This window comes from Rathayibacter rhapontici, from assembly GCF_001995175.1.
In the GTDB taxonomy this organism is placed as follows: Bacteria; Actinomycetota; Actinomycetes; order Actinomycetales; family Microbacteriaceae; genus Rathayibacter.
In genome coordinates this window covers 41,411-59,156 of sequence record NZ_MUKN01000019.1, presented here as the reverse complement: position 1 = coordinate 59,156, position 17,746 = coordinate 41,411, and the positions used below count along the sequence as shown (strand labels likewise).

The following is a 17,746-nucleotide window of genomic DNA, read 5'->3' as shown; positions in this document are numbered from 1 at the left end:
GTCCGGCCCGCTCGGCGTCGAGCCAGAGCGGGTAGGCGATGAAGAGGTCGTCGCAGCCGCCGGCGGCGAGGACCTCGGCCTCGCCCACCGTCGCGACCGTGAGGCCGACGGCGCCCGCGCGAGCTGGCGGCGCGCGATCTCGAGCGACTTGTGCGTCTTGGCGTGCGGGCGCAGCGCCAGGCCGCGCTCGCGGGCCCGGGCGGCCGTCGCCGCGATGTTCGCGTCGAGGACGGCCTCGTCGAGGACGAGGGCGGGAGTCACGAGGGAGTCGAGAACGGCTGCGAGGGGGTCGGGGGCCATGCTCCCGATCCTGACAGTTCCCGATCGTGCCGGCGAGGAGCAGAATGACGCCATGGGCGCCGCCGCCACCGTGGAGGAGTACCTCGCCGCGTTCCCGCCCGAGCGGCGGGCTCGGCTGGAGGAGGTGCGGCGCCTGCTCCTGCGGGCCGCGCCCGACGCCGAGGAGCGCATCCGCTACGGCATGCCCGCCGTGATGCTGGACGGCCGGTACGCGATCCACTGGGCCGGCTGGAAGACCCACGTGGGCCTGCATCCGGTGCCGCGCCTCTCGCCCGGACTCGAGCACGAGCTCGCGGCGCTGCGCACCGGGAAGGACACGGTGGCGCTGCCGTGGAACCGGGAGCTGCCGGCGGATCTGGTGTCGCGGGTCGCCGAGGCGATCGTGGAACTGCGGGGTCCTCTGTGACGCGGGACCGCGGGCGCACCGGTCCTGCGGGGACCGCTCCGCACTGACGGGCGCGCACTGACAAGCTGGGGACATGACATCGCAGTCCTCGAACCCCGGCTCCCCGCTCCTGCGCCCCTTCGGCCCCTCCGGCGCCCAGGTCACGCGCCTCACCCTCGGTACGTCGTGGAAGCCCGAGCGCGTCCGCGACCTCGCTCGGGTGCCCGCCCTCGAGCGCGTGCTCGACTCCTCCGCCGACCGCGCCGTCTCGGTGATCGACACCTCGAACGAGTACGCGCAGGGTCACAGCGAGCGCCTGATCGGCGAGGCGCTGCGAGCGCACGGCGGCGTGCCCGACGGCGTCACCGTCGTGACGAAGCTCGACCGCGATCCCGAGACCGGCAGCTACTCGGGCGAGCGGATGCGGCGCAGCCTCGACGAGAGCCGCGAGCGCCTGGGCATGGACGTGCTCCCCCTCCTCTACCTGCACGACCCGGAGCGGATCTCGTACGAGGAGGCGTTCGCCGAGGACGGCCCCGTGCGGGCCCTCGTCGCGATGAAGGAGACGGGAGTCGCGCTCTCGATCGGCATCTCGGGCGGACCGGCGCCGATGCTGCAGCACTACGTCGAGACGGGGCTCTTCGACGCCGTCATCACCCACAACCGCTACACGCTCGTCGACCGCTCGTCGGACGAGCTGATCGACGTCTCGGTCGACCGCGGCGTCGTCGTGGTGAACGCGGCGGTCTACGGAGGAGGCGCGCTCGCGCGCTGGCCCCAGCCGGTCGACACGTACGCCTACCGCCCCGCGCCGCCCGAGATCGTGCAGGCGGTCACCGAGATGGGCGAGGCGTGCGACCGCGCCGGCGTGCCGCTGCGCGCGGCCGCCCTGCAGTTCTCGACCCGCGACGAGCGGATCACGACCACCGTCGTCGGCGCCACGACCGCCGAGCACTTCGACGAGTTCGTCGCCGACGACGCCCTCGAGATCCCGGACTCGCTGTTCGAGGAGCTCGCGGCCCTCGCTCCGTCCGACGCGGTGTGGCAGGAGGCGCCCGGCTCGACCTGGCCGAGCTGACGCCTCGCACCGCCGGGAATGACCGGAGGCCGGGAGCGGTTGTCGCCTGGATGACCACCGCTCCCGCTCTCTTCCAGCCCCTCACCCTCCGCTCCCGCACGGCCCGCAACCGCCTCTGGGCGGCTCCGATGTGCCAGTACTCCGTCGAGTCGCAGGACGGCGTGCCGACGACCTGGCACCTCGTGCACCTCGGCTCGATCGCCCGCGGAGGCGTGGGCGTGGTGATCGCCGAGGCGACGGGAGTGGTCCCGGAGGGGCGGATCAGCCCCTGGGACACCGGGCTGTGGAACGACGAGCAGCGCGACACGTGGGCGCCGATCGTCGACTTCGTGCACGAGCAGGGCGCCCTCGCCGGGGTCCAGCTCGCCCACGCCGGCCGCAAGGCGTCGACGTACCGCGAGTGGAGCGGGCGCGGAACGGTACCGACGGAGGAGGGCGGCTGGGACACGGTCGCTCCGTCCGCCGTCGCGTTCGAGGGCTACGCCGCGCCTCGGGCCCTCGCGGCGGACGAGCTGCCCGGCCTCGTGCGCGCGTTCCGCGACTCCGCTCGCCGCGCCGTCGAGGCGGGCTTCGACGTGATCGAGCTGCACGCCGCCCACGGCTACCTGCTGCACCAGTTCCTGTCGCCGCTGTCGAACCGGCGCGAGGACGAGTACGGCGGCTCCCTGGAGAACCGTGCGCGGCTCCTGCTCGAGATCGTGCGCGAGGTGCGCGCCGAGATCGGCGAGCTGCCGCTGCTCGTGCGCTTCTCGGCGACCGACTGGGCCGAGGGCGGCTGGGACCTCGACGAGACCGTCGTGGTCGCGGGCTGGGCGAAGGAGGCGGGGGCCGACCTCTTCGACGTCTCGACCGGCGGCCTGGTCCGCGGCACCGAGATCCCGGTGGCTCCGCTCTACCAGGTGCCGTTCGCGCGCGAGGTGCGCCGGGCGACCGGTGCGCCGGTGGGAGCAGTGGGCCTGATCACGACGGCCGAGCAGGCCGAGGGGGTGCTCGCGGCGGGCGAGGCCGACGTGGTGCTGCTCGCGCGGGAGCTGCTCCGCGACCCGCACGCCGCCTCGCGGATGGCGCAGGAGCTGGGGGCGGACCTCGATGCCGTCGTGCCGCCGCAGTACTCCCGCGCCTGGCGCTGAGACGCATCCGCCCGAGCGCGGAAACGCGAGATGCCACTCGCGTCTGCGACACGCCGTCAGGCGTGCGCACGAGTGGCATCTCGCGGGGTCGTGACCCGGGTGGGTCCTAGGACTCGTCCTCGACCGGGGCGTCCTCTTCGGGGTTGAAGTGGGAGTCGCCGGTCACTCCGACGGCCAGGCCGGTCTCGGAATCGGGGATGGTGCCCTCGTCGCCGAGGCCGCCGTCCTTCTTCTCACCCTCGGAGTCGTTGAGGTCCTCGGGGCGGGTGCTGCTGTCGGACATCGGAGCCTCAGGCCTCGACGTCGCCGCGCCAGGCGCCGTCCGGGGTGCCCTTGGACTCGATGTACTCCTTGAAGTTCTTCAGGTCCTTCTTGACCGCGTGGCTGCCGGCGCCGACGAGCGAGCCGATCGACTCGAGGAAGCCCTTGGGCTCCCAGTCCAGCTGCACGGTGACGCGGGTCTCGGAGTCCGAGAGCTTGTGGAAGGTGACGACACCGGCGTGGTCGGTCTCGCCTCCGGTGCTGTTCCACGCGACGCGCTCGTCGGGGTGCTGCTCGGTGATGTTGGCCTCGAACTCGCGCTCGACGGGGCCGACCTTCACCTTCCAGACGGTGAGGACGTCGGTGACCTGCTGGATCGACTCGACCTCGTCGAGGAACTTGGGGAACTCCTCGAACTGGGTCCACTGGTTGTAGGCGACGGACACGGGGACGTTGACGTCGACGGTCTCGATGATCTGCGGCACGGTGGTGCTCCTTGCTCTGTCACTCGGTGTGCGGCGGTCCGCTCTTGCGGCCGTCTTCCTCGACGTTAAGCGCGAGCCGCCTGGGAGCGCACCGGGTTGCGGGATGTCCCGAACGTGATAGAAACCCGCTCCCGACCCCGCTCCCAGCTAGGCGGAGCGGAACTCCCAGGAACGGCCCGGGAGTCCCGCTCCGGTCTCAGACCATCAGCTCGAGCCGGGTCGTCAGCGGAACGTCCTCCAGCGAGGTGCCGATGCGGAGGGTGAAGTCGCCGGCCTCGTAGTCCCAGCCGTCGTTCCAGGTCGCGAGCAGGCGGGTCGGCACGGTCACCGCGAGCTGAGCGGCCGCTCCCGCCTCGATCTGCGCGCTCTCGAACCCGACCAGCCAGCGCACCGGGCGCTCGACGGCGGAGTCGCGGCGCTCGGCGTACGCCTGCAGCACGATCTTGCCCGCGCGCTCCCCCGTGTTGACCACGTCGACGAGCAGCACGGCGTCCTCGCCTGCCCGGGTCGGCGCGACCGGCGCGACCGAGACCAGGTCGAAGGACGTGTAGCCCAGTCCGTGGCCGAAGCCGTAGGCCGGCTCGACCTCGCTCCGGAGCCACGCGCGGTAGCCGATGTGGATGCCCTCGTCGTAGTGCAGCTCGCCGTCGGTGGGCAGCGTCGACAGCACGGGGACGTCCTCGATCGCGGCGGGCCAGGTCGTGGGGAGGCGTCCGCCCGGCTCGACGGCGCCGAGCAGGACGTCGGCGACCGCGTCGCCCATCTCCTGGCCGCCGAAGTAGCCGACGAGCACGGCGGCGACCTCGTCGCGCCAGGGCAGCAGCACCGGCGATCCGGAGTTGACGACGACGACGGTGCGCGGGTTCGCCGCGGCGACGGCGCGCACCAGGGCGTCCTGCTCGCCCGGGAGGTCCAGCGAGCTGCGGTCGTAGCCCTCCGACTCGACGGCGGAGTTGGTGCCGACGACCACGAGCGCGACGTCGGCGTCGCGGGCGAGGGCCACCGCCTCCTCGATCAGCTGCTCGGCCGGGGTGTCCTCGGGCTCGATGCCGTAGGTGAAGCCGAGGGCGCCCTCGAGCTCGCCGTCGGTGTGCTCGATGTCGTACTCGATGCGGATGTCGACGGGCGTGCCCGCGGTGACCGGGAGCGGACCCGAGACCGACGGCGGCGCGAGGAGCGCGGCTCCGAGGTCGGCGCCCACGGGCGCGAGGGTCTCCTCGAGGAACAGGTCCCCGTCGACGAAGATCCGCGCGGTGCCCACGACCGCGAAGCCCAGGCGCACGGTCGCGTCGGCCTCGGGCGCAGCACGGTCGAGAACTCGACGCGGGAGGACGCGGCGATCGGGGCGCTGCCGCCGAACCAGACGAGCGCGGTCGCGCGGCGGTCCTCGACGAACAGCTCGGACCCCTCCGCGTCGAGGAAGCGCACGCGCTGGCCGGGCTCGCCCGTCGCGGGGTTCGTGATGGTCTCGAGCGCGAGGGGCGCGACTCCGTCCTGCACGACCGCGCCGAGCGCGTAGTCGATGCGGGCGCCGGGGAGCGCGTTCCGGATGCCGTCGAGCGGGGTGACGACCTTCTCGGGCAGCACCGTCGCAGATCCGCCGCCCTGCGTGCGGGCGTCGCGGGCGTTGTGGCCGATGACGGCGACGGAGGAGAGGGCGGTGGCGTCCCAGGGCAGCTCCCCCGTGTTGCGCAGCAGCACGCTGCCGGCCGCGGCGGCCTCGCGGGCGAACGCACGGCCGTCCTCGACGAGGACCGGCTCGGCGACGGCGGGCTCGAAGCCCTCGAGTGCGCCGACGCGGGCGGCGAGGCGGAGGATGCGGCGGACCTTGCGGTCGATCACTGACTCCTCGATCTCTCCCGCGCGCACGGCGGAGACCAGCGCGACTCCCCAGGGTCCGTCGGGGCCGGGCATCACGAGGTCCTGCGCCGCGCGGGCGCTGTCGACGGAGCGCACCGCGGTCCAGTCGCTGATGACGACGCCGTCGAAGCCCCACTCGCTGTTCAGCGGGGTCTCGAGCAGGTCGTTCTCGGTGGCGGTCGTGCCGTTGATCGAGTTGTAGGAGCTCATCACGAGCCAGGCGCGCGTCTCGACGATCGCGCGCTCGAAGGCGAGGAGGTACAGCTCGCGCAGCGCGCGGTCGCCCACGCGCACGTCGACGGTGAAGCGGTCGGTCTCGGAGTCGTTGGCGATGTAGTGCTTCGGAGTCGCTCCGACGCCGTTCTCCTGCACGCCGCCCACGTAGGCCGCGGCCAGGTCGGCGGTGAGCACCGGGTCCTCGCTGAAGCCCTCGAAGTGGCGGCCGCCCAGCGGTGAGCGGTGCAGGTTGATGGTCGGGCCGAGCACGACGTCGACGTCCTTGCGGCGTGCCTCCACCGCGGCGGCGGCTCCGTAGCGCCTCGCGATCGAGCGGTCCCAGGAGGAGGACAGCGCCGTCGCCGAGGGCAGGTTCAGCGAGGGCGAGCGCTCGTCCCAGACCTCGCCGCGCACGCCGGAGGGGCCGTCCGAGACGAGCATGCGGCGCAGGCCGATCTTCTCGATCGGCCAGGTGGTCCAGAAGTCGCGGCCGGTGAGCAGCTGCACCTTCTCCTCGAGGGTGAGGCGCTCGAGGAGCTCGGTGAAGCGGGCGTCGGCGTCGGGGCCCTCGGCGCTGAGACGCGGGGCGGTGCCGGTCGACGAGGCGGTGCCGGTCGGTGAGGCGGTGGAGCTGTCGGTCACGAGGAGTCTCTTTCTACGCTGAAGGGGGCGGCGGACGACCGTCCCAGAAAACCTAGCACCGCTCGGTTTACCAGGGAAGAGCGCGGGGGAACCGTGCAGGATGTCCCCGCGGGAGGTTCCACCAGGGCACCCCTGGGGCTTTGACGGAGAAACCCCGAGGAGTTAGGTTTCTCGGACCGAGCACCACTGCATTCCGCATCAGAGCGTCCGCCCCTCGGCATCCGCCCCTCAGCATCCGCACCGAAGCGCCAGGAGGCACACGATGGCACTCCCCACTTCTCCTCCGCGGCGACCGCGCGGCCAGTACGCGAAGACGGCCGCCCGGCGTGCCGAGATCGTCGCCGCCGGCCTCGAGGTGTTCTCGGCGAGCGGGTACCACGCCGCGTCCCTCCGCGAGATCGCCGAGAAGGTGGGGCTCAGCCAGGCCGGGGTGCTGCACCACTTCGCGAACAAGTGGGAGCTGCTCTCGGCCGTCCTGGCCCTGCGCGACGACATGTCGATCGCGCGCGTGCCGAGCGGCGGGACGATCCCGGGCGTGGACACCGTGCGCGCCCTCGTCGACCTCGTGTCGTACAACACGCGGATCCCCGGACTCATCGAGCTGCAGTGCGCCCTCTCGGCGGAGGCGACGCACGCCGACCATCCGGCGCACGGGTACTTCGCCGAGCGGTACCGCATCATCATCGACCTCTTCACCGACGCGTTCGGCGACATGCTCACCCGCGGCCAGCTCCTCCCCGGCGTCGACCCGCGCAGCGCCGCGATCCGGACGATCGCGACGATGGACGGGCTGCAGGTGCAGTGGCTGCTGCAGCGCGACTCGCGCGACATGCAGGCGGAGTTCCGGAGCGCGGTGCAGGCGCTGTGCACGGTGGAGCTCTGAGGGGCGCGGAGGCGTGAGGCACTCGCGGGCGTGAGGTGCTCGCGGCCCTGAGGGGCTCGGGCTCGGAGGAACTCGGGCTCGGAGGGGCGCACTACCGGGGCTCCGAAGAAGGCGCGCAGGAGGACCCGCGGACCGGCTCCCGCCGCTCGCCTCCTCACTCAGAACGGCACCCCCTCGCTGCTCGGTAGCAGTGGCCCCGGCGGTAGCGGCCCCGGCGGCTCCACTTGCCGCACCCGTCCCGCCGGGCTGCGCCAGCGGACGCCGCCGTCGCCGAGGTTCTCGGGACTCCAGGTGCTGACGTGCCGGAGTCGGTGGTGGGACGCGCAGAGGTGGGCGAGGTTCACGGCGTCGGTGGCTCCTCCGTGCTGCCACGGCACCGTGTGGTCGAGTTCGGCGGTGCGCGCGGGGCGGAGGCAGCCCGGGAACCGGCACGTCTCGTCGCGGTGGGCCAGCGCTCGGCGCAACTCGGCGGGCGGACGGTAGCTGCGGCGGCCGACACTGCGCGTCGCTCCGGTGTGCGGATCGGTGAGGATCCGGGTGAGGCTCGGAGCGCCGGCAGCGAGCTCGCGCGCCGTCTCGGCGTCGACGGGCCCGTAGCCGTCGAGGATCGCGGGCTCGTCGGAGCGGACGAGCAGGGTGAGGACCGGCACGGTGACGGCGACCACGGCGCGGATGCCGCGCGGGACGACGGTGCGGGCAGGCCCGGCGAGGGGGTCTCGCGCATCGTGCGCCTCTTCCGTCGCGGTCGCCGTCTCGCCGTCGAGCAGCAGCGCCGTCGCCACGTCGGCGCGGACCTGCCGGAGGTTCCGCGCGTCGCGCTCGGCGGGTATCGCTCCGGAGCTCGCCTCCCGGACGGAGCGGGCAGCTCGATCGATCCGGTCGTACGCGCCGAACGCGTCCTGCGCGGGCAGGTGCAGGTGCAGCGTCGCCATGCCGTCGAGCTCGCCGTCGACCCAGACAGCGCGATCCTTCCGGCAGCGGCGGTGGCGCTCGCGCAGCGTCTCGGGATGCAGCCGCTCGCGCAGCGCACGGAGCCGGCGCCGCAGCTGCGGAGGCGTGCACGATGCGGCGAGGACCGCCGCCTCCTCATCGAAGCGCCCCCGCGCCTCCGCCGGCACGGTCACCGCCTCGGCGACCACGACCCGGGCGTGCTCACTGGCGCACGCCCCCTCCTTCAGGGCGGCGAGCGTCGCCGGCAGCTCGTTCACGAGGAGTCGGCTCTCCTCAACCAGAGCCCCGGCGTGCGCCTCGGACAGCCGGAAGGACGTGGCGACTTCGGCGACGTGCGCGCGGGCCGCCGCTTCGAGCCGCTCGCCCTTGCCGAGCACGCCGGCGTCGACGAGCGCCTCCGGAACCGCCATCGCCAGGCGTCGCGACAGCTCGATCAGCTCGGCCTGCTCACCGTCGATCCGCCCCCGGAACCGCCGCAGCGCCTCGGCTGCGTCGATCGCGCCGCCGTACGCCTCCTCGAAGCACGCGTGCACCGAAGGAGAGCCCTCGGCAGGTGCTGTGTACGGGTCGATCGTTGCCATACCCGGATGATGCCAGCGAGCACCGACATTCGAACACGAGTCTTGCTCACCCCTTGCGAACTGACAGATCCGCGGGGGTGGCTCACTGCGGCGGCTCGGTGGCCATACCCGCAGGAGAATCCAGCGTCGCAGCGACACGCAGAACATCGTCCGCGAAGAAGGAGTTGTGGTGGCGCCGAAGCGGCGAGGAGCCCCGCCGCATCATCGTGGTGTTCAGCTTGTAGGCCGCCTCGAGGAAGGGTGGGTATTCGAGCGCATCCGCGAACTCATTCCAGGAGCCGAACACGAAGGACGCGACCTCCGCGCTCTTGTAGGAGGCGTCCTCACGGTCGTAGAAGACATCGGGAAGAGGACCGAGCGCTCGGACCGCTTCGTCGAAGGTCGGCGCATCGACGTTGACCCTCACGGCGACGTCCGTCACCCCGTCCTCGACGTACTCCACCGCGAAGACGGTCTCGAGGATCCCGCAGCTGAACGTGAAGAGGCGCCGAGACGTCCTCGATCGCTTGGTCGACGGCAGCGCCGACAGCACCCAGAGAACCTTCTGCGTCCCGAACGGGTCGGCGATCGTCTCGCTCACGTAGTAGGCGAGGTACTCCGACAGAACTGCGTAGTCGTCACGCCGCGCAAGCTCCCAGAACCGTCCCGGAAGCGTCGACGCCCCCTCCTCGCCGATCTTCCCGCGTCGATCCCGCTCCCACGGCAGCAGGACACTCTTGCCCTCCTCGACCGTCGCGGCACGATCGCCGGTGCCACCCGGCCACCCTGTCAGCGTGAGGTTCCGCAGACCGTGCGTCTGCTCCTGCCGGCGGATCTCCGCGCGCTCCTCCTCGTCGAGCCGAGCCCGGGGGCACTTCGCGAAGCGGAAGGCCACCACGTCTCCGTGATGACGACGATGCGACGCGTACCGGCTCACGATGTTCGTCGTCTGACCCACGTAGCGCTGGCCGTTCTCGAACTCGAGCACGTAGATCCCGCACAGCGCGCCGGTGCCTGACCCCGTGAACAGCGAGGCCGCAGACCCCGCCTCGCTCATGTCGTAGCGGAGGAAGGACAGAGCGGAGGGGGCGACGTCGACCATTCCCGCACCCTAGCGCCGACTCACACACCCCCTACTTCTGCACGTCCCCGCCCAGCTGCCCGATCGCGGGCAGCGGCCCGCCGTCGTCCGCGCCCGTGCGGCGCCAGCGCGCGATCGCGTTGCCCAGGTGGTAGATCACCAGCGCCGCACCCGCGCCGAGCACGATGCCTCCGAGCTGGAATCCGCCCGAGGCGAAGTTGAAGCCCGCGATCGCGATGACCAGGGCGACGGCGGCCGTGTACTGGTTCACCGGGCGCGAGAAGTCGACGCGGTTGTCGACCCAGATCTTGATGCCGATGACTCCGATCAGGCCGTAGAGCGCGGTGGTCGCGCCGCCGAGGACGCCCGCGGGGATGGAGTTGAAGACCGCTCCGACCTTGGGCGAGAGGCTGAGCAGCACGGCCGTGACGCCGGCGACCCAGTACGCGGCGGTCGAGTAGACGCGCGTGGCGGCCATCACTCCGATGTTCTCGCCGTAGGTCGTGGTGCCCGAGCCGCCGAACGTGCCCGAGACCGCGGTCGCGACGCCGTCGGCGATCAGCGCGCGGCCGGTGTGGGCGTTGACGGAGGAGTCGGTCATGGTCGCGACGCCGCGCACGTGGCCGACGTTCTCGGCGATGAGGACGAGCACGACGGGGAGGAACATCGCGATGCCCGACCACGTCGATCCGGACGCGAAATCGGGGAAGGAGAAGGGCGGCAGGCCGACCCAGGCGGCCTCGCCGACCGCGGAGTAGTCGATCTCGTCGCGCAGCAGCGCCACGACGTAGCCGATGACGACGCCGACGAAGATCGAGACGCGGCCGAGGAAGCCGCGGAAGAACACTCCGCCGAGGATGATCGCGGCGAGGGTGACGGTCGCCGTGACGGGGGCCTGCTCGAAGCTGTCCCAGGCGGTGGGAGCGAGGTTGAAGCCGATCAGAGCCACGATCGCACCCGACACGACCGGGGGCATCAGGCGGTCGATCCAGCCGAGGCCGACGAACTGCACCAGGACGCCGACCGCGGCGAGCAGGAGGCCGACGGCGACGATCCCGGCGAGCGCCGACCCGGTTCCGCCGACGGCTGTCGCGGCGGTGACCGGGGCGATGAACGCGAAGCTCGACCCGAGGTAGCTGGGCAGCTTGTTGCGTGTGATCAGGAGGAAGAGGAGCGTGCCGACACCCGAGAAGAGCAGCGTCGTGGCGACGGGGAAGCCGGTGAGGACGGGGACGAGGAACGTCGCTCCGAACATGGCGACGACGTGCTGGACGCCGATCGCGATCGTCGCGGGCCAGCTGAGACGCTCGCCGGGGGCGACGACGGCTCCGGGCTCGACGGTGCGGCCGTCTCCGTGCAGGGACCAGGTGGGCATGAGGCTCCTCGGGCGGGGGAAGGGGGCGGGGCGGGCGGATCGCCGGGGTACAGGCTAGCGAGCGGGCTCCCCCGCGCGGGTGACGACTCCGACGGTCGACGTCCGTAGGCTCGCGGGATGCTCTACGGACTCACCGGGTGGCACGCCGCGATCATCCTGCTCGTGCTCTCCCCGGTGATCGTGCTCGCGATCGCCGTGCCGGTCTCGTACGCGCAGGGGCGGGCGCGGAGGGACGCGGGGCTGGTCACCGATCCGGTCGTGGAGCCGATGGCGATCGCCGGGTTCGTGCTCGCGTTCCTGGTGGGACCCGCGGCGGTCGTCTGCGGGCTGCTCGGCCGGTCCCGGATCCGCCGGTCGGGGCGTGCGGGCTGGGGGTTCGCGACCTACGCCGTGATCGTGGGCTGGCTGCTGAGCGCGATCCAGGTCATCGCGCTGATCGGGACCCTGGCGTCGCTGACGTCGTAGAGGGCGCGCGACTACAGGAAGAACAGCGTCATCAGCACGTACGGCGCCAGCACCTGCGCCGCGCCCACGACCAGCGCGGCCGTCCCGAGCACGAAGCCGAGCAGGCTCGCCCGGACACCGCGGAGCGACGGCTCGGCGCGCAGCCGCTCCCGCGACGAGCGGGCGAGGAGGACCGCCACGAGGCCCGCGGCCGCGGACAGCAGCGGGACCGGGAACGCGACGAGCGCGAGAAGGCCGAACGCGGAGCTCGCCACCGCGGCGAGCGCCACCGGACGGGCGGGGGCCGGACGGGCGTCGTGATCCATGCCTCCAGCCTCGCCCGTCCCGGCGCCGATGGCCACCGGCGTCTCGAGGCGCCGATGTGCGAACCGGCGCGCGAGGGGCGACCATGAGGTCATGCAGGATCCTCTCGCCGACGCCGAACGGTTCGCCGCGCTCGCCGCCTCGGTCGCCGACCCGGTCCGCCGCTATCTGTGGCGGCGCGCCGACGCCGGGACCGCCGACGACGTCCTCGCGCTGACGATCACCGTGCTGCGCGAGCGGAGGATCGCCCCGCCCGACCCGGTCGCGCAAGCGCTCGCGATCGCCCGGGCGCTGCTGCGGAACGCGCTCCGCGGCCAGCGCCGGCAGTCCCTCCTGTCGCAGCGGCTCGCACTGGTCGAGCCGCCGCAGCTGCAGACCGACGAGGAGTCGCGCCGATTGCACGAGCGGGTGCGCCTGGCCCTCTCGCGCGTGGCGGAGTCGGATGCGGAGCCCCTCCGCCTGTGGGCCTGGGACGGCCTGGACGCGCACGCGATCGGCATGGTGCTCGGCATGCCCGAGGAGGACGCGTCCGACCGGCTCGAGCGCGGCCGCCGCCGCATCGGGCAGGAGCTCCTGCGGGGATCGCCCGAGAGGGACGGCGATCTGCGCGCGCTCCTCCGCGCGATCGATCCGGCCGCCGGCCTGCCTCCACTCTCGGACCGCGAGCTGGCGACCGTCCTCGCGGGCACCGACCGCGACGACGCTCCCCCGCGTCGGCGGTCGCCCTGGCTGATCGCGGGGGTGGGCGCGCTCGCCGTCGCGGCCATCGCCTCCCTCCTCCTGCCGCTCGCGTTCGCCCTGGCCACGTCCTCGGCGCGGCTGTCGGGAGCCGCGAACGGCTGCCCCGCGGATCCGGCGGCGGCGCTCGGCTCGGCGCAGGTCGCGTTCCGGGCCGAGGTGCGCTCGATCGACGACGGCACGGTCGAGCTGCGGGTGCTCGAGCGGTTCGCCGGGGAGGTCGGCGACAGCGTCACCGTGACGCAAGGCAGGGGCGTCACGTGGCAGACGGGGACCGACTACCTGCTCGCGGCCGACGAGAACGCGCTGCTGGGATGCGGGCTGACCGGGCCGAGCTCGCCGGAGCTGACCGGGCTGTACGAGGACGTGTTCGGGGCGGGGACGGGCGGGGCCTGAGGGGCGATGCTCCTGCAGAAGCAAGGCTGAGAGGGGCGATTCCGCGAGATCGGCGCGACCCGCGGCGCTCAGCCTCAGCTGTGCAGGACTTCCTGCGCTGACACGTCGCATGGAGGGCCTTGCTCGACTCCGTTGCGGACTGGCAGTATCGATTGTCGATACGAATCGCTCGTTCATCGATATGCCGTACCCTCCGGAGGACCCCGATGCCCCGCTCACTCCTCGTCGCACTCCGCGTCCTGCTCGCCCTGCTGCTGCTCGGCTGCGTCGTCGTGCAGGTCGCCGTCGGACCCGTCGCCGCGAACGCGCTGGACGGCGGACCGATCGACGGGGTGCTCGTCGCCGTCCTCGTCGCGGGCGTCCTCTGCGTCGAGGCCGTGCTCGTCGCGGTCTGGCGACTGGTGTCGCTGGTGCGCGACGACGCGCTCTTCGCCGGCGACCACCGCTCCGACCTCTGGGTCGACCTGGCGATCGGCGCGTTCCTGTTCGGAGCCGTACTCGCGGCGGGCGGCGCGGTCGCGGTGCTCGCGGTGGTCCCCGCTCCGATCCCCGCGCTCGCCTTCGGGCTGGTCGCGGTGTCGAGCGCGACGCTGGGCCTCCTCGTCATGGTCATGCGGCGGCTCCTGCACCTCGCGGTCGAGCAGCGCAGCGAGCTGGCGGAGATCGTCTGATGGCGATCGTGCTGCAGCTGGACGTCGAACTCGCCAAGCGGAAGATGTCGGTGACGGAGCTGGCCTCGGCGATCGGCATCACCACCGCGAACGTCTCGATCCTCAAGAACGGGCGGGCGAAGGCGATCCGCTTCTCGACGCTCGACGCGATCTGCTCAGTGCTCGGCTGCCAGCCGGGCGACATCCTGACGTTCGTTCCGGAGGCGTCGAAGTACCCGCCTAAGAGGGGCGGCGATGGAAACGAATCAGAAACGGACCCGCAACACCTGACCCGAAGACTGGGGAGGTTCCAAGCCTCTTCCCACTCGATCCGAAGGTCCTCGCTTGTCCCACTCCTCCTTCCGGAGGGTCGCCCGACTCTCCGCCGCCGTCTCCCTCTGCTCGGGCCTCGCGCTCGGCGCCGCGATCACCGCCCCCGCCGCCGTCGGTGCGACGGCTCCCGCATCCGCCCCCGCGGTCGTCGACCTCAGCATCACCGACGCCCTCGCCCTGCTCGAGTCCGGAGCGACCACGTCGGTCGCGCTGACGCAGCAGTACCTCGACCGCATCGCCGCCTACGACGACCCGTACGGCGATCAGCCCGGCCTCGCCGCCGTGATCCTCGCCAACCCCGGCGCCCTCGCCACGGCCGCCGAGCTCGACGCCGAGCGCGCCGAGGGCTCGATCCGCGGACCGCTGCACGGCATCCCGATCCTGGTGAAGGACAACTACGCCACGTTCGACATGCCCACGACCGCCGGCAGCGCCTCGCTGCACACCTACCAGACGAAGCTCGACTCGACCGCGGTCGAGCGCCTGCGCGACGCCGGAGCGATCATCCTCGCGAAGACGAACATGGCCGAGTTCGCGTGGCACGGCACCTACACGCTCAGCTCCGAGCGCGGCCGCACCACCAACCCCTACAACCAGGCGAACAGCGCCAGCGGGTCGAGCGGAGGAACGGGCGCGGCCGTCGCGGCCGGCTACGCCCCCGCGGGCCTCGGCACCGACTCCTGCGGCTCGATCGTGGGGCCCAGCGCCCACCAGAGCCTCGTCGGCTACCGCCCGACCATGGGGCTCACGAGCGTCACCGGCATCGTGCCGCTGTCACTCCGCCAGGACGTGTCGGGGCCGATGACGACGACCGTGACGGATGCCGCGCTGCTGATGGAGGTGCTCGCCGGCGTCGATCCGACCGACCCTCAGACCGTGATCGCCGCCGAGCAGGACACCGACTCGTACGTCGAGGGCCTCAGCGACACCGCTCTCGAGGGCACGCGGATCGGCTACGTGCGCTGGGACTACGAGGAGGACCCGGCGCGTCCCGGCCTCGCCGAGACGACCGCGCTGATCGACCAGGCGGTCCGCGATCTGGCCGCGCAGGGCGCCGAGATCGTGCCCGTGCCCGACTTCACCCGCGAGTTCGTCTCGGGGACGCTGAAGAGCGGCGGCTGGATCGACATGCGCCCGAGCATCGACTCGTTCTTCGCCTCGACGGACGCGACCTGGCCCGAGGGCCTCGCCGCGCTCACCGAGCCGGCCGATGCGCTCACCTTCTCGGACGTCATCGCCGACGGTAAGACGTCGCTGCTGCCCGGCGACGTCGAGTACTTCCAGAGCAACGAGGACGTCCCGAACCCGGCCTACGACGCGGCGGTCGCCGAGCAGGAGGCCGGCAAGATCGCGATGGACCAGTACTTCGTCGACCACGACCTCGACGCCCTCGCCATGCCGACGAGCGCCACGTCGGCGACTCCGGAGTGGGCGGGCACGACGTTCTGCGATGTGGGAGCGAACACGGGCATCCCGACGGTCTCGCTGCCTGCGGGCTTCACGTCGACCGGCGCGGCTGCGGGCCTCGAGCTGGCCGCGCCGCGCAGCCAGGACGCGGCGCTGCTGGCGATGTCGTACGACTACGAGCAGGCGACGCTGCACCGCGTGGCGCCGGCGTCGACTCCGGAACTGGTGGCGGCGGAGCCGACGCCGGAGCCGACCGTGACGCCGACGGCTGAGCCGACTGCGGCACCGACCGCTGGGCCGACCGCGACGCCTGTGCCGACCGTCGCGCCCACGGCCGAGCCGACCGCGGCACCGACCACGACCGCGGCTCCGGTCGCGCCCGCGCACTCCTCCACTCCGAGGCCCGGCACCGCGAAGCCCGCTGCGGCGCTCGCGCACACCGGAGCGGAGGGGACGACCGGTCTCGCCGCCCTCGCCTTCGCCCTCGTGGCAGGAGGAGGAGCCGTGCTCGCTCTGACGAGGCGCCGCCGCCCGAGCGCGCAGTAGAACGGACGCCGGGGCGGGGTCGACGCGAGTCGGCCCCGCTTCTGCGTGCAGGACATCAGCGGGCTGCACATGCTGGTCGAGTAGCCCCGGAGGGGCGTATCGAGACCTGCCCACTCCGAGACATCGTGGATCTCGATACGCCCGCTCCGCGGGCTACTCGATCAGCAGAGAGACGCCCGCTCCGCGGGCTACTCGATCAGCAGAGGAGGCGCCACTCCCTGCACCTACGCCGCCACCGCGCTCTCGGCGGGCCGCACCACGACCCGCGGAGCCCAGCCCAGCAGGATCGCGGCCGCCGCGAACGACAGCTGGCCGACGATCGAGAGCGCCGCCGAGACGACCGAGCCGTCGCCGCCGGAGGTGGAGAAGGTGTCGGCGATCGACATCCCGATGCCGAATCCGGTGAAGAAGCGGCAGAAGATCGCCGCGCCGACCATCGAGAGGATCACGATCGCGAGGCGTCGAGGAGTGAGCGCACCACTCGAGCGGTGCACTCCCATCGCCGCCACCAGCAGGGTCGGCACCGTCCAGAAGACCACCCAGATCACGGTCAGCACGAGCGTGGGCTGGAGCGAGAACCCGTCGCGCTCGGCCATCAGCGCGTAGATCGTCGAGAGCTCGGTGCCCGGCACCTTCGCGAGCGGGTTCCAGACGAGCAGGTCGATCGTGCCGAGCACGGTGACGGCGAGCATCAGCGCGGCACCGGCGAGAGCGACCGGGAGGCGCTGCCGCCGGGTCGCCACGCGGTGCTCGAGGGCGACCGGCCGCGTGCCTCCGATGACGGCGAGACCGGTCGCGAGTCCGGCGAGCACGATCACGAAGCCGAGCAGAGTCAGCCACCAGGGCGCTCCGGGGAGGAGGGTGCCGAGGACGACCGTCAGCGGCCCGACGACCGCCAGGAGCAGGGACGCCCGGGCCGTGCGGGTCTCGGCCGAGCGGGCGGCGCCGATCAGGTGCGCGACTCCGATGACCCCCGCGAGGAGCGCGAGAGCGACGACGAGCCAGCGAACCGCCCGCGTGGCGGCGACGACACCCTCGGGAGCATTCTCGGGCACGATGCCGCCGGCCGTCAGGTAGTAGCCGATCAGCACGACCGCGGTGGCCGTCAGCAGGCCGAGCCCGCGGCGGGCGAGGCGGCGCGGGCGGAGGAACCGCGGCTCCCCCGAGTGCGCCGGCAGCGCGCGATCGAGGGTCGCGCTGAGCACGAGGGCGCCGAGCACGACGTCGCGACGGGGCAGACCCGCCTCGGCGGCACCGGCCGCATCGGCCCGCCACTCCTCGAGGTAGCGCTCGCGGGCGAGAGGCGGGAGGAGGCGGGCGAGCAGGCGCAGCAGCTGGTCGATCACGCGCGGGCCTCCGCTCCGGAGAGACGGACGGCGGCCGCGGTGGGTCGCTTCGCAGTCTTCGGAGCTTTCGCAAGCGCCGCCGCGTCGAAGCGCTCGACCGCCGAGCGGGCGGCCTGCGCCCCGTCGCCCGTCAGCTCGTACAGCCTCCGCCGCGGACCGCTGCGATCGGTGTCCGGCTCCCACGACGAGGCCACCCAGCCCGCCCCCTCGAGCCGCTCGAGGATCGGGTAGACGCTGCCGGCCGGGCGTCCCGTGCGCTTGATGACGAGCATCCCCCACACGGAGGCGCCGTCATCGAGGAGGACGCGCAGCACGTCGACCGTGGCGGGCGTGAGGCGGGCGAGCGGGATCATGG

General features: G+C 72.7%; 16 protein-coding genes and 3 pseudogenes. 9 read left to right on the top strand and 10 right to left on the bottom strand.

The window, feature by feature from the left end:
• Positions 1–300: pseudogene (locus B0T42_RS08115) on the bottom strand (hypothetical protein); the annotation flags it as partial.
• Positions 301–352: 52 nt separating this feature from the next.
• Here B0T42_RS08115 and B0T42_RS08110 point away from each other — a divergent pair.
• The 3 genes from B0T42_RS08110 to B0T42_RS08100 all read left to right on the top strand — a co-directional run bounded on the left by B0T42_RS08110 (position 353) and on the right by B0T42_RS08100 (position 2,893).
• Positions 353–706, top strand: coding sequence for an iron chaperone (locus tag B0T42_RS08110; protein ID WP_077222714.1), 354 nt, complete (start codon positions 353–355; stop codon positions 704–706).
• A gap of 73 nt (positions 707–779) precedes the next feature.
• Entirely contained in the window at positions 780–1,763 is a 984-nt protein-coding gene (locus B0T42_RS08105; RefSeq protein ID WP_077222710.1) for an aldo/keto reductase, read from the top strand.
• Positions 1,764–1,813: 50 nt separating this feature from the next.
• Positions 1,814–2,893 carry an NADH:flavin oxidoreductase/NADH oxidase gene (locus B0T42_RS08100; protein WP_077222713.1) on the top strand — a complete coding sequence of 360 codons (1,080 nt, stop codon included), beginning with the start codon at positions 1,814–1,816 and terminating at the stop codon, positions 2,891–2,893.
• A 106-nt stretch (positions 2,894–2,999) separates the two neighbouring features.
• Here the strand turns inward: B0T42_RS08100 and B0T42_RS20465 are convergent, their stop codons facing one another.
• The 3 genes and pseudogenes from B0T42_RS20465 to B0T42_RS08090 all read right to left on the bottom strand — a co-directional run bounded on the left by B0T42_RS20465 (position 3,000) and on the right by B0T42_RS08090 (position 6,156).
• Positions 3,000–3,176, bottom strand: coding sequence for a hypothetical protein (locus tag B0T42_RS20465; RefSeq protein WP_173892316.1), 177 nt, complete (start codon positions 3,174–3,176; stop codon positions 3,000–3,002).
• A gap of 7 nt (positions 3,177–3,183) precedes the next feature.
• Positions 3,184–3,639: an SRPBCC family protein gene (locus tag B0T42_RS08095; protein WP_055790290.1), complete on the bottom strand. Its 456-nt coding sequence runs from the start codon at positions 3,637–3,639 to the stop codon at positions 3,184–3,186.
• Positions 3,640–3,835: 196 nt separating this feature from the next.
• Positions 3,836–6,156 (bottom strand): annotated as a pseudogene (locus B0T42_RS08090) (beta-glucosidase).
• A 463-nt stretch (positions 6,157–6,619) separates the two neighbouring features.
• Between B0T42_RS08090 and B0T42_RS08085 the strand changes: the two are divergent.
• Complete coding sequence (locus B0T42_RS08085; protein ID WP_077222709.1) at positions 6,620–7,240, top strand: TetR/AcrR family transcriptional regulator; 621 nt, start codon at positions 6,620–6,622, stop codon at positions 7,238–7,240.
• A gap of 158 nt (positions 7,241–7,398) precedes the next feature.
• On the opposite strand, the gene B0T42_RS08080 is transcribed toward B0T42_RS08085, so the two are convergent.
• The 3 genes from B0T42_RS08080 to B0T42_RS08070 form a co-directional block, all read right to left on the bottom strand.
• Positions 7,399–8,772, bottom strand: a complete 1,374-nt coding sequence (locus B0T42_RS08080; RefSeq protein WP_158078077.1) for an HNH endonuclease signature motif containing protein — start codon at positions 8,770–8,772, stop codon at positions 7,399–7,401.
• Between the two features lie 82 nt (positions 8,773–8,854).
• Positions 8,855–9,853 carry a GIY-YIG nuclease family protein gene (locus B0T42_RS08075; protein ID WP_077222707.1) on the bottom strand — a complete coding sequence of 333 codons (999 nt, stop codon included), beginning with the start codon at positions 9,851–9,853 and terminating at the stop codon, positions 8,855–8,857.
• A gap of 31 nt (positions 9,854–9,884) precedes the next feature.
• Positions 9,885–11,207, bottom strand: a complete 1,323-nt coding sequence (locus B0T42_RS08070; RefSeq protein WP_077222706.1) for a uracil-xanthine permease family protein — start codon at positions 11,205–11,207, stop codon at positions 9,885–9,887.
• Positions 11,208–11,324: 117 nt separating this feature from the next.
• Between B0T42_RS08070 and B0T42_RS08065 the strand changes: the two genes are divergently transcribed.
• Positions 11,325–11,672, top strand: coding sequence for a DUF4190 domain-containing protein (locus B0T42_RS08065; RefSeq protein ID WP_077222705.1), 348 nt, complete (start codon positions 11,325–11,327; stop codon positions 11,670–11,672).
• Positions 11,673–11,683: 11 nt separating this feature from the next.
• Here the strand turns inward: B0T42_RS08065 and B0T42_RS08060 are convergent, their stop codons facing one another.
• Positions 11,684–12,070 (bottom strand): hypothetical protein, encoded by a 387-nt coding sequence (locus B0T42_RS08060; RefSeq protein ID WP_077222704.1) that lies wholly within the window; start codon positions 12,068–12,070, stop codon positions 11,684–11,686.
• On the opposite strand from B0T42_RS08060, the gene B0T42_RS08055 reads away from it, so the two are divergent.
• The 4 genes and pseudogenes from B0T42_RS08055 (at position 12,069) to B0T42_RS08040 (ending at position 16,045) form a co-directional block, all read left to right on the top strand.
• On the top strand, positions 12,069–13,109 hold the full coding sequence (locus B0T42_RS08055) for an RNA polymerase sigma factor (RefSeq protein WP_077222703.1): 1,041 nt from the start codon (positions 12,069–12,071) through the stop codon (positions 13,107–13,109). The genes B0T42_RS08060 and B0T42_RS08055 overlap by 2 nt on opposite strands.
• 206 nt (positions 13,110–13,315) lie before the next feature.
• The gene (locus tag B0T42_RS08050; RefSeq protein ID WP_077222702.1) at positions 13,316–13,780 is read left to right on the top strand and encodes a DUF2975 domain-containing protein; all 465 of its coding nucleotides are present in this window, start codon (positions 13,316–13,318) and stop codon (positions 13,778–13,780) included.
• Positions 13,780–13,971, top strand: a pseudogene (locus B0T42_RS08045) (helix-turn-helix domain-containing protein); the annotation flags it as partial. The gene B0T42_RS08050 and the pseudogene B0T42_RS08045, both read left to right, overlap by 1 nt.
• A 133-nt stretch (positions 13,972–14,104) precedes the next feature.
• Positions 14,105–16,045 carry an amidase family protein gene (locus tag B0T42_RS08040; protein WP_077222701.1) on the top strand — a complete coding sequence of 647 codons (1,941 nt, stop codon included), beginning with the start codon at positions 14,105–14,107 and terminating at the stop codon, positions 16,043–16,045.
• Between the two features lie 224 nt (positions 16,046–16,269).
• Here B0T42_RS08040 and B0T42_RS08035 read toward each other — a convergent pair whose 3' ends face one another.
• Positions 16,270–17,391, bottom strand: a complete 1,122-nt coding sequence (locus B0T42_RS08035) for a hypothetical protein (RefSeq protein WP_077222700.1) — start codon at positions 17,389–17,391, stop codon at positions 16,270–16,272.
• Positions 17,388–17,744 carry a PadR family transcriptional regulator gene (locus B0T42_RS08030; protein ID WP_077222699.1) on the bottom strand — a complete coding sequence of 119 codons (357 nt, stop codon included), beginning with the start codon at positions 17,742–17,744 and terminating at the stop codon, positions 17,388–17,390. The genes B0T42_RS08035 and B0T42_RS08030 overlap by 4 nt, the downstream gene beginning before the upstream one ends.
• Positions 17,745–17,746 lie beyond the last annotated feature (2 nt).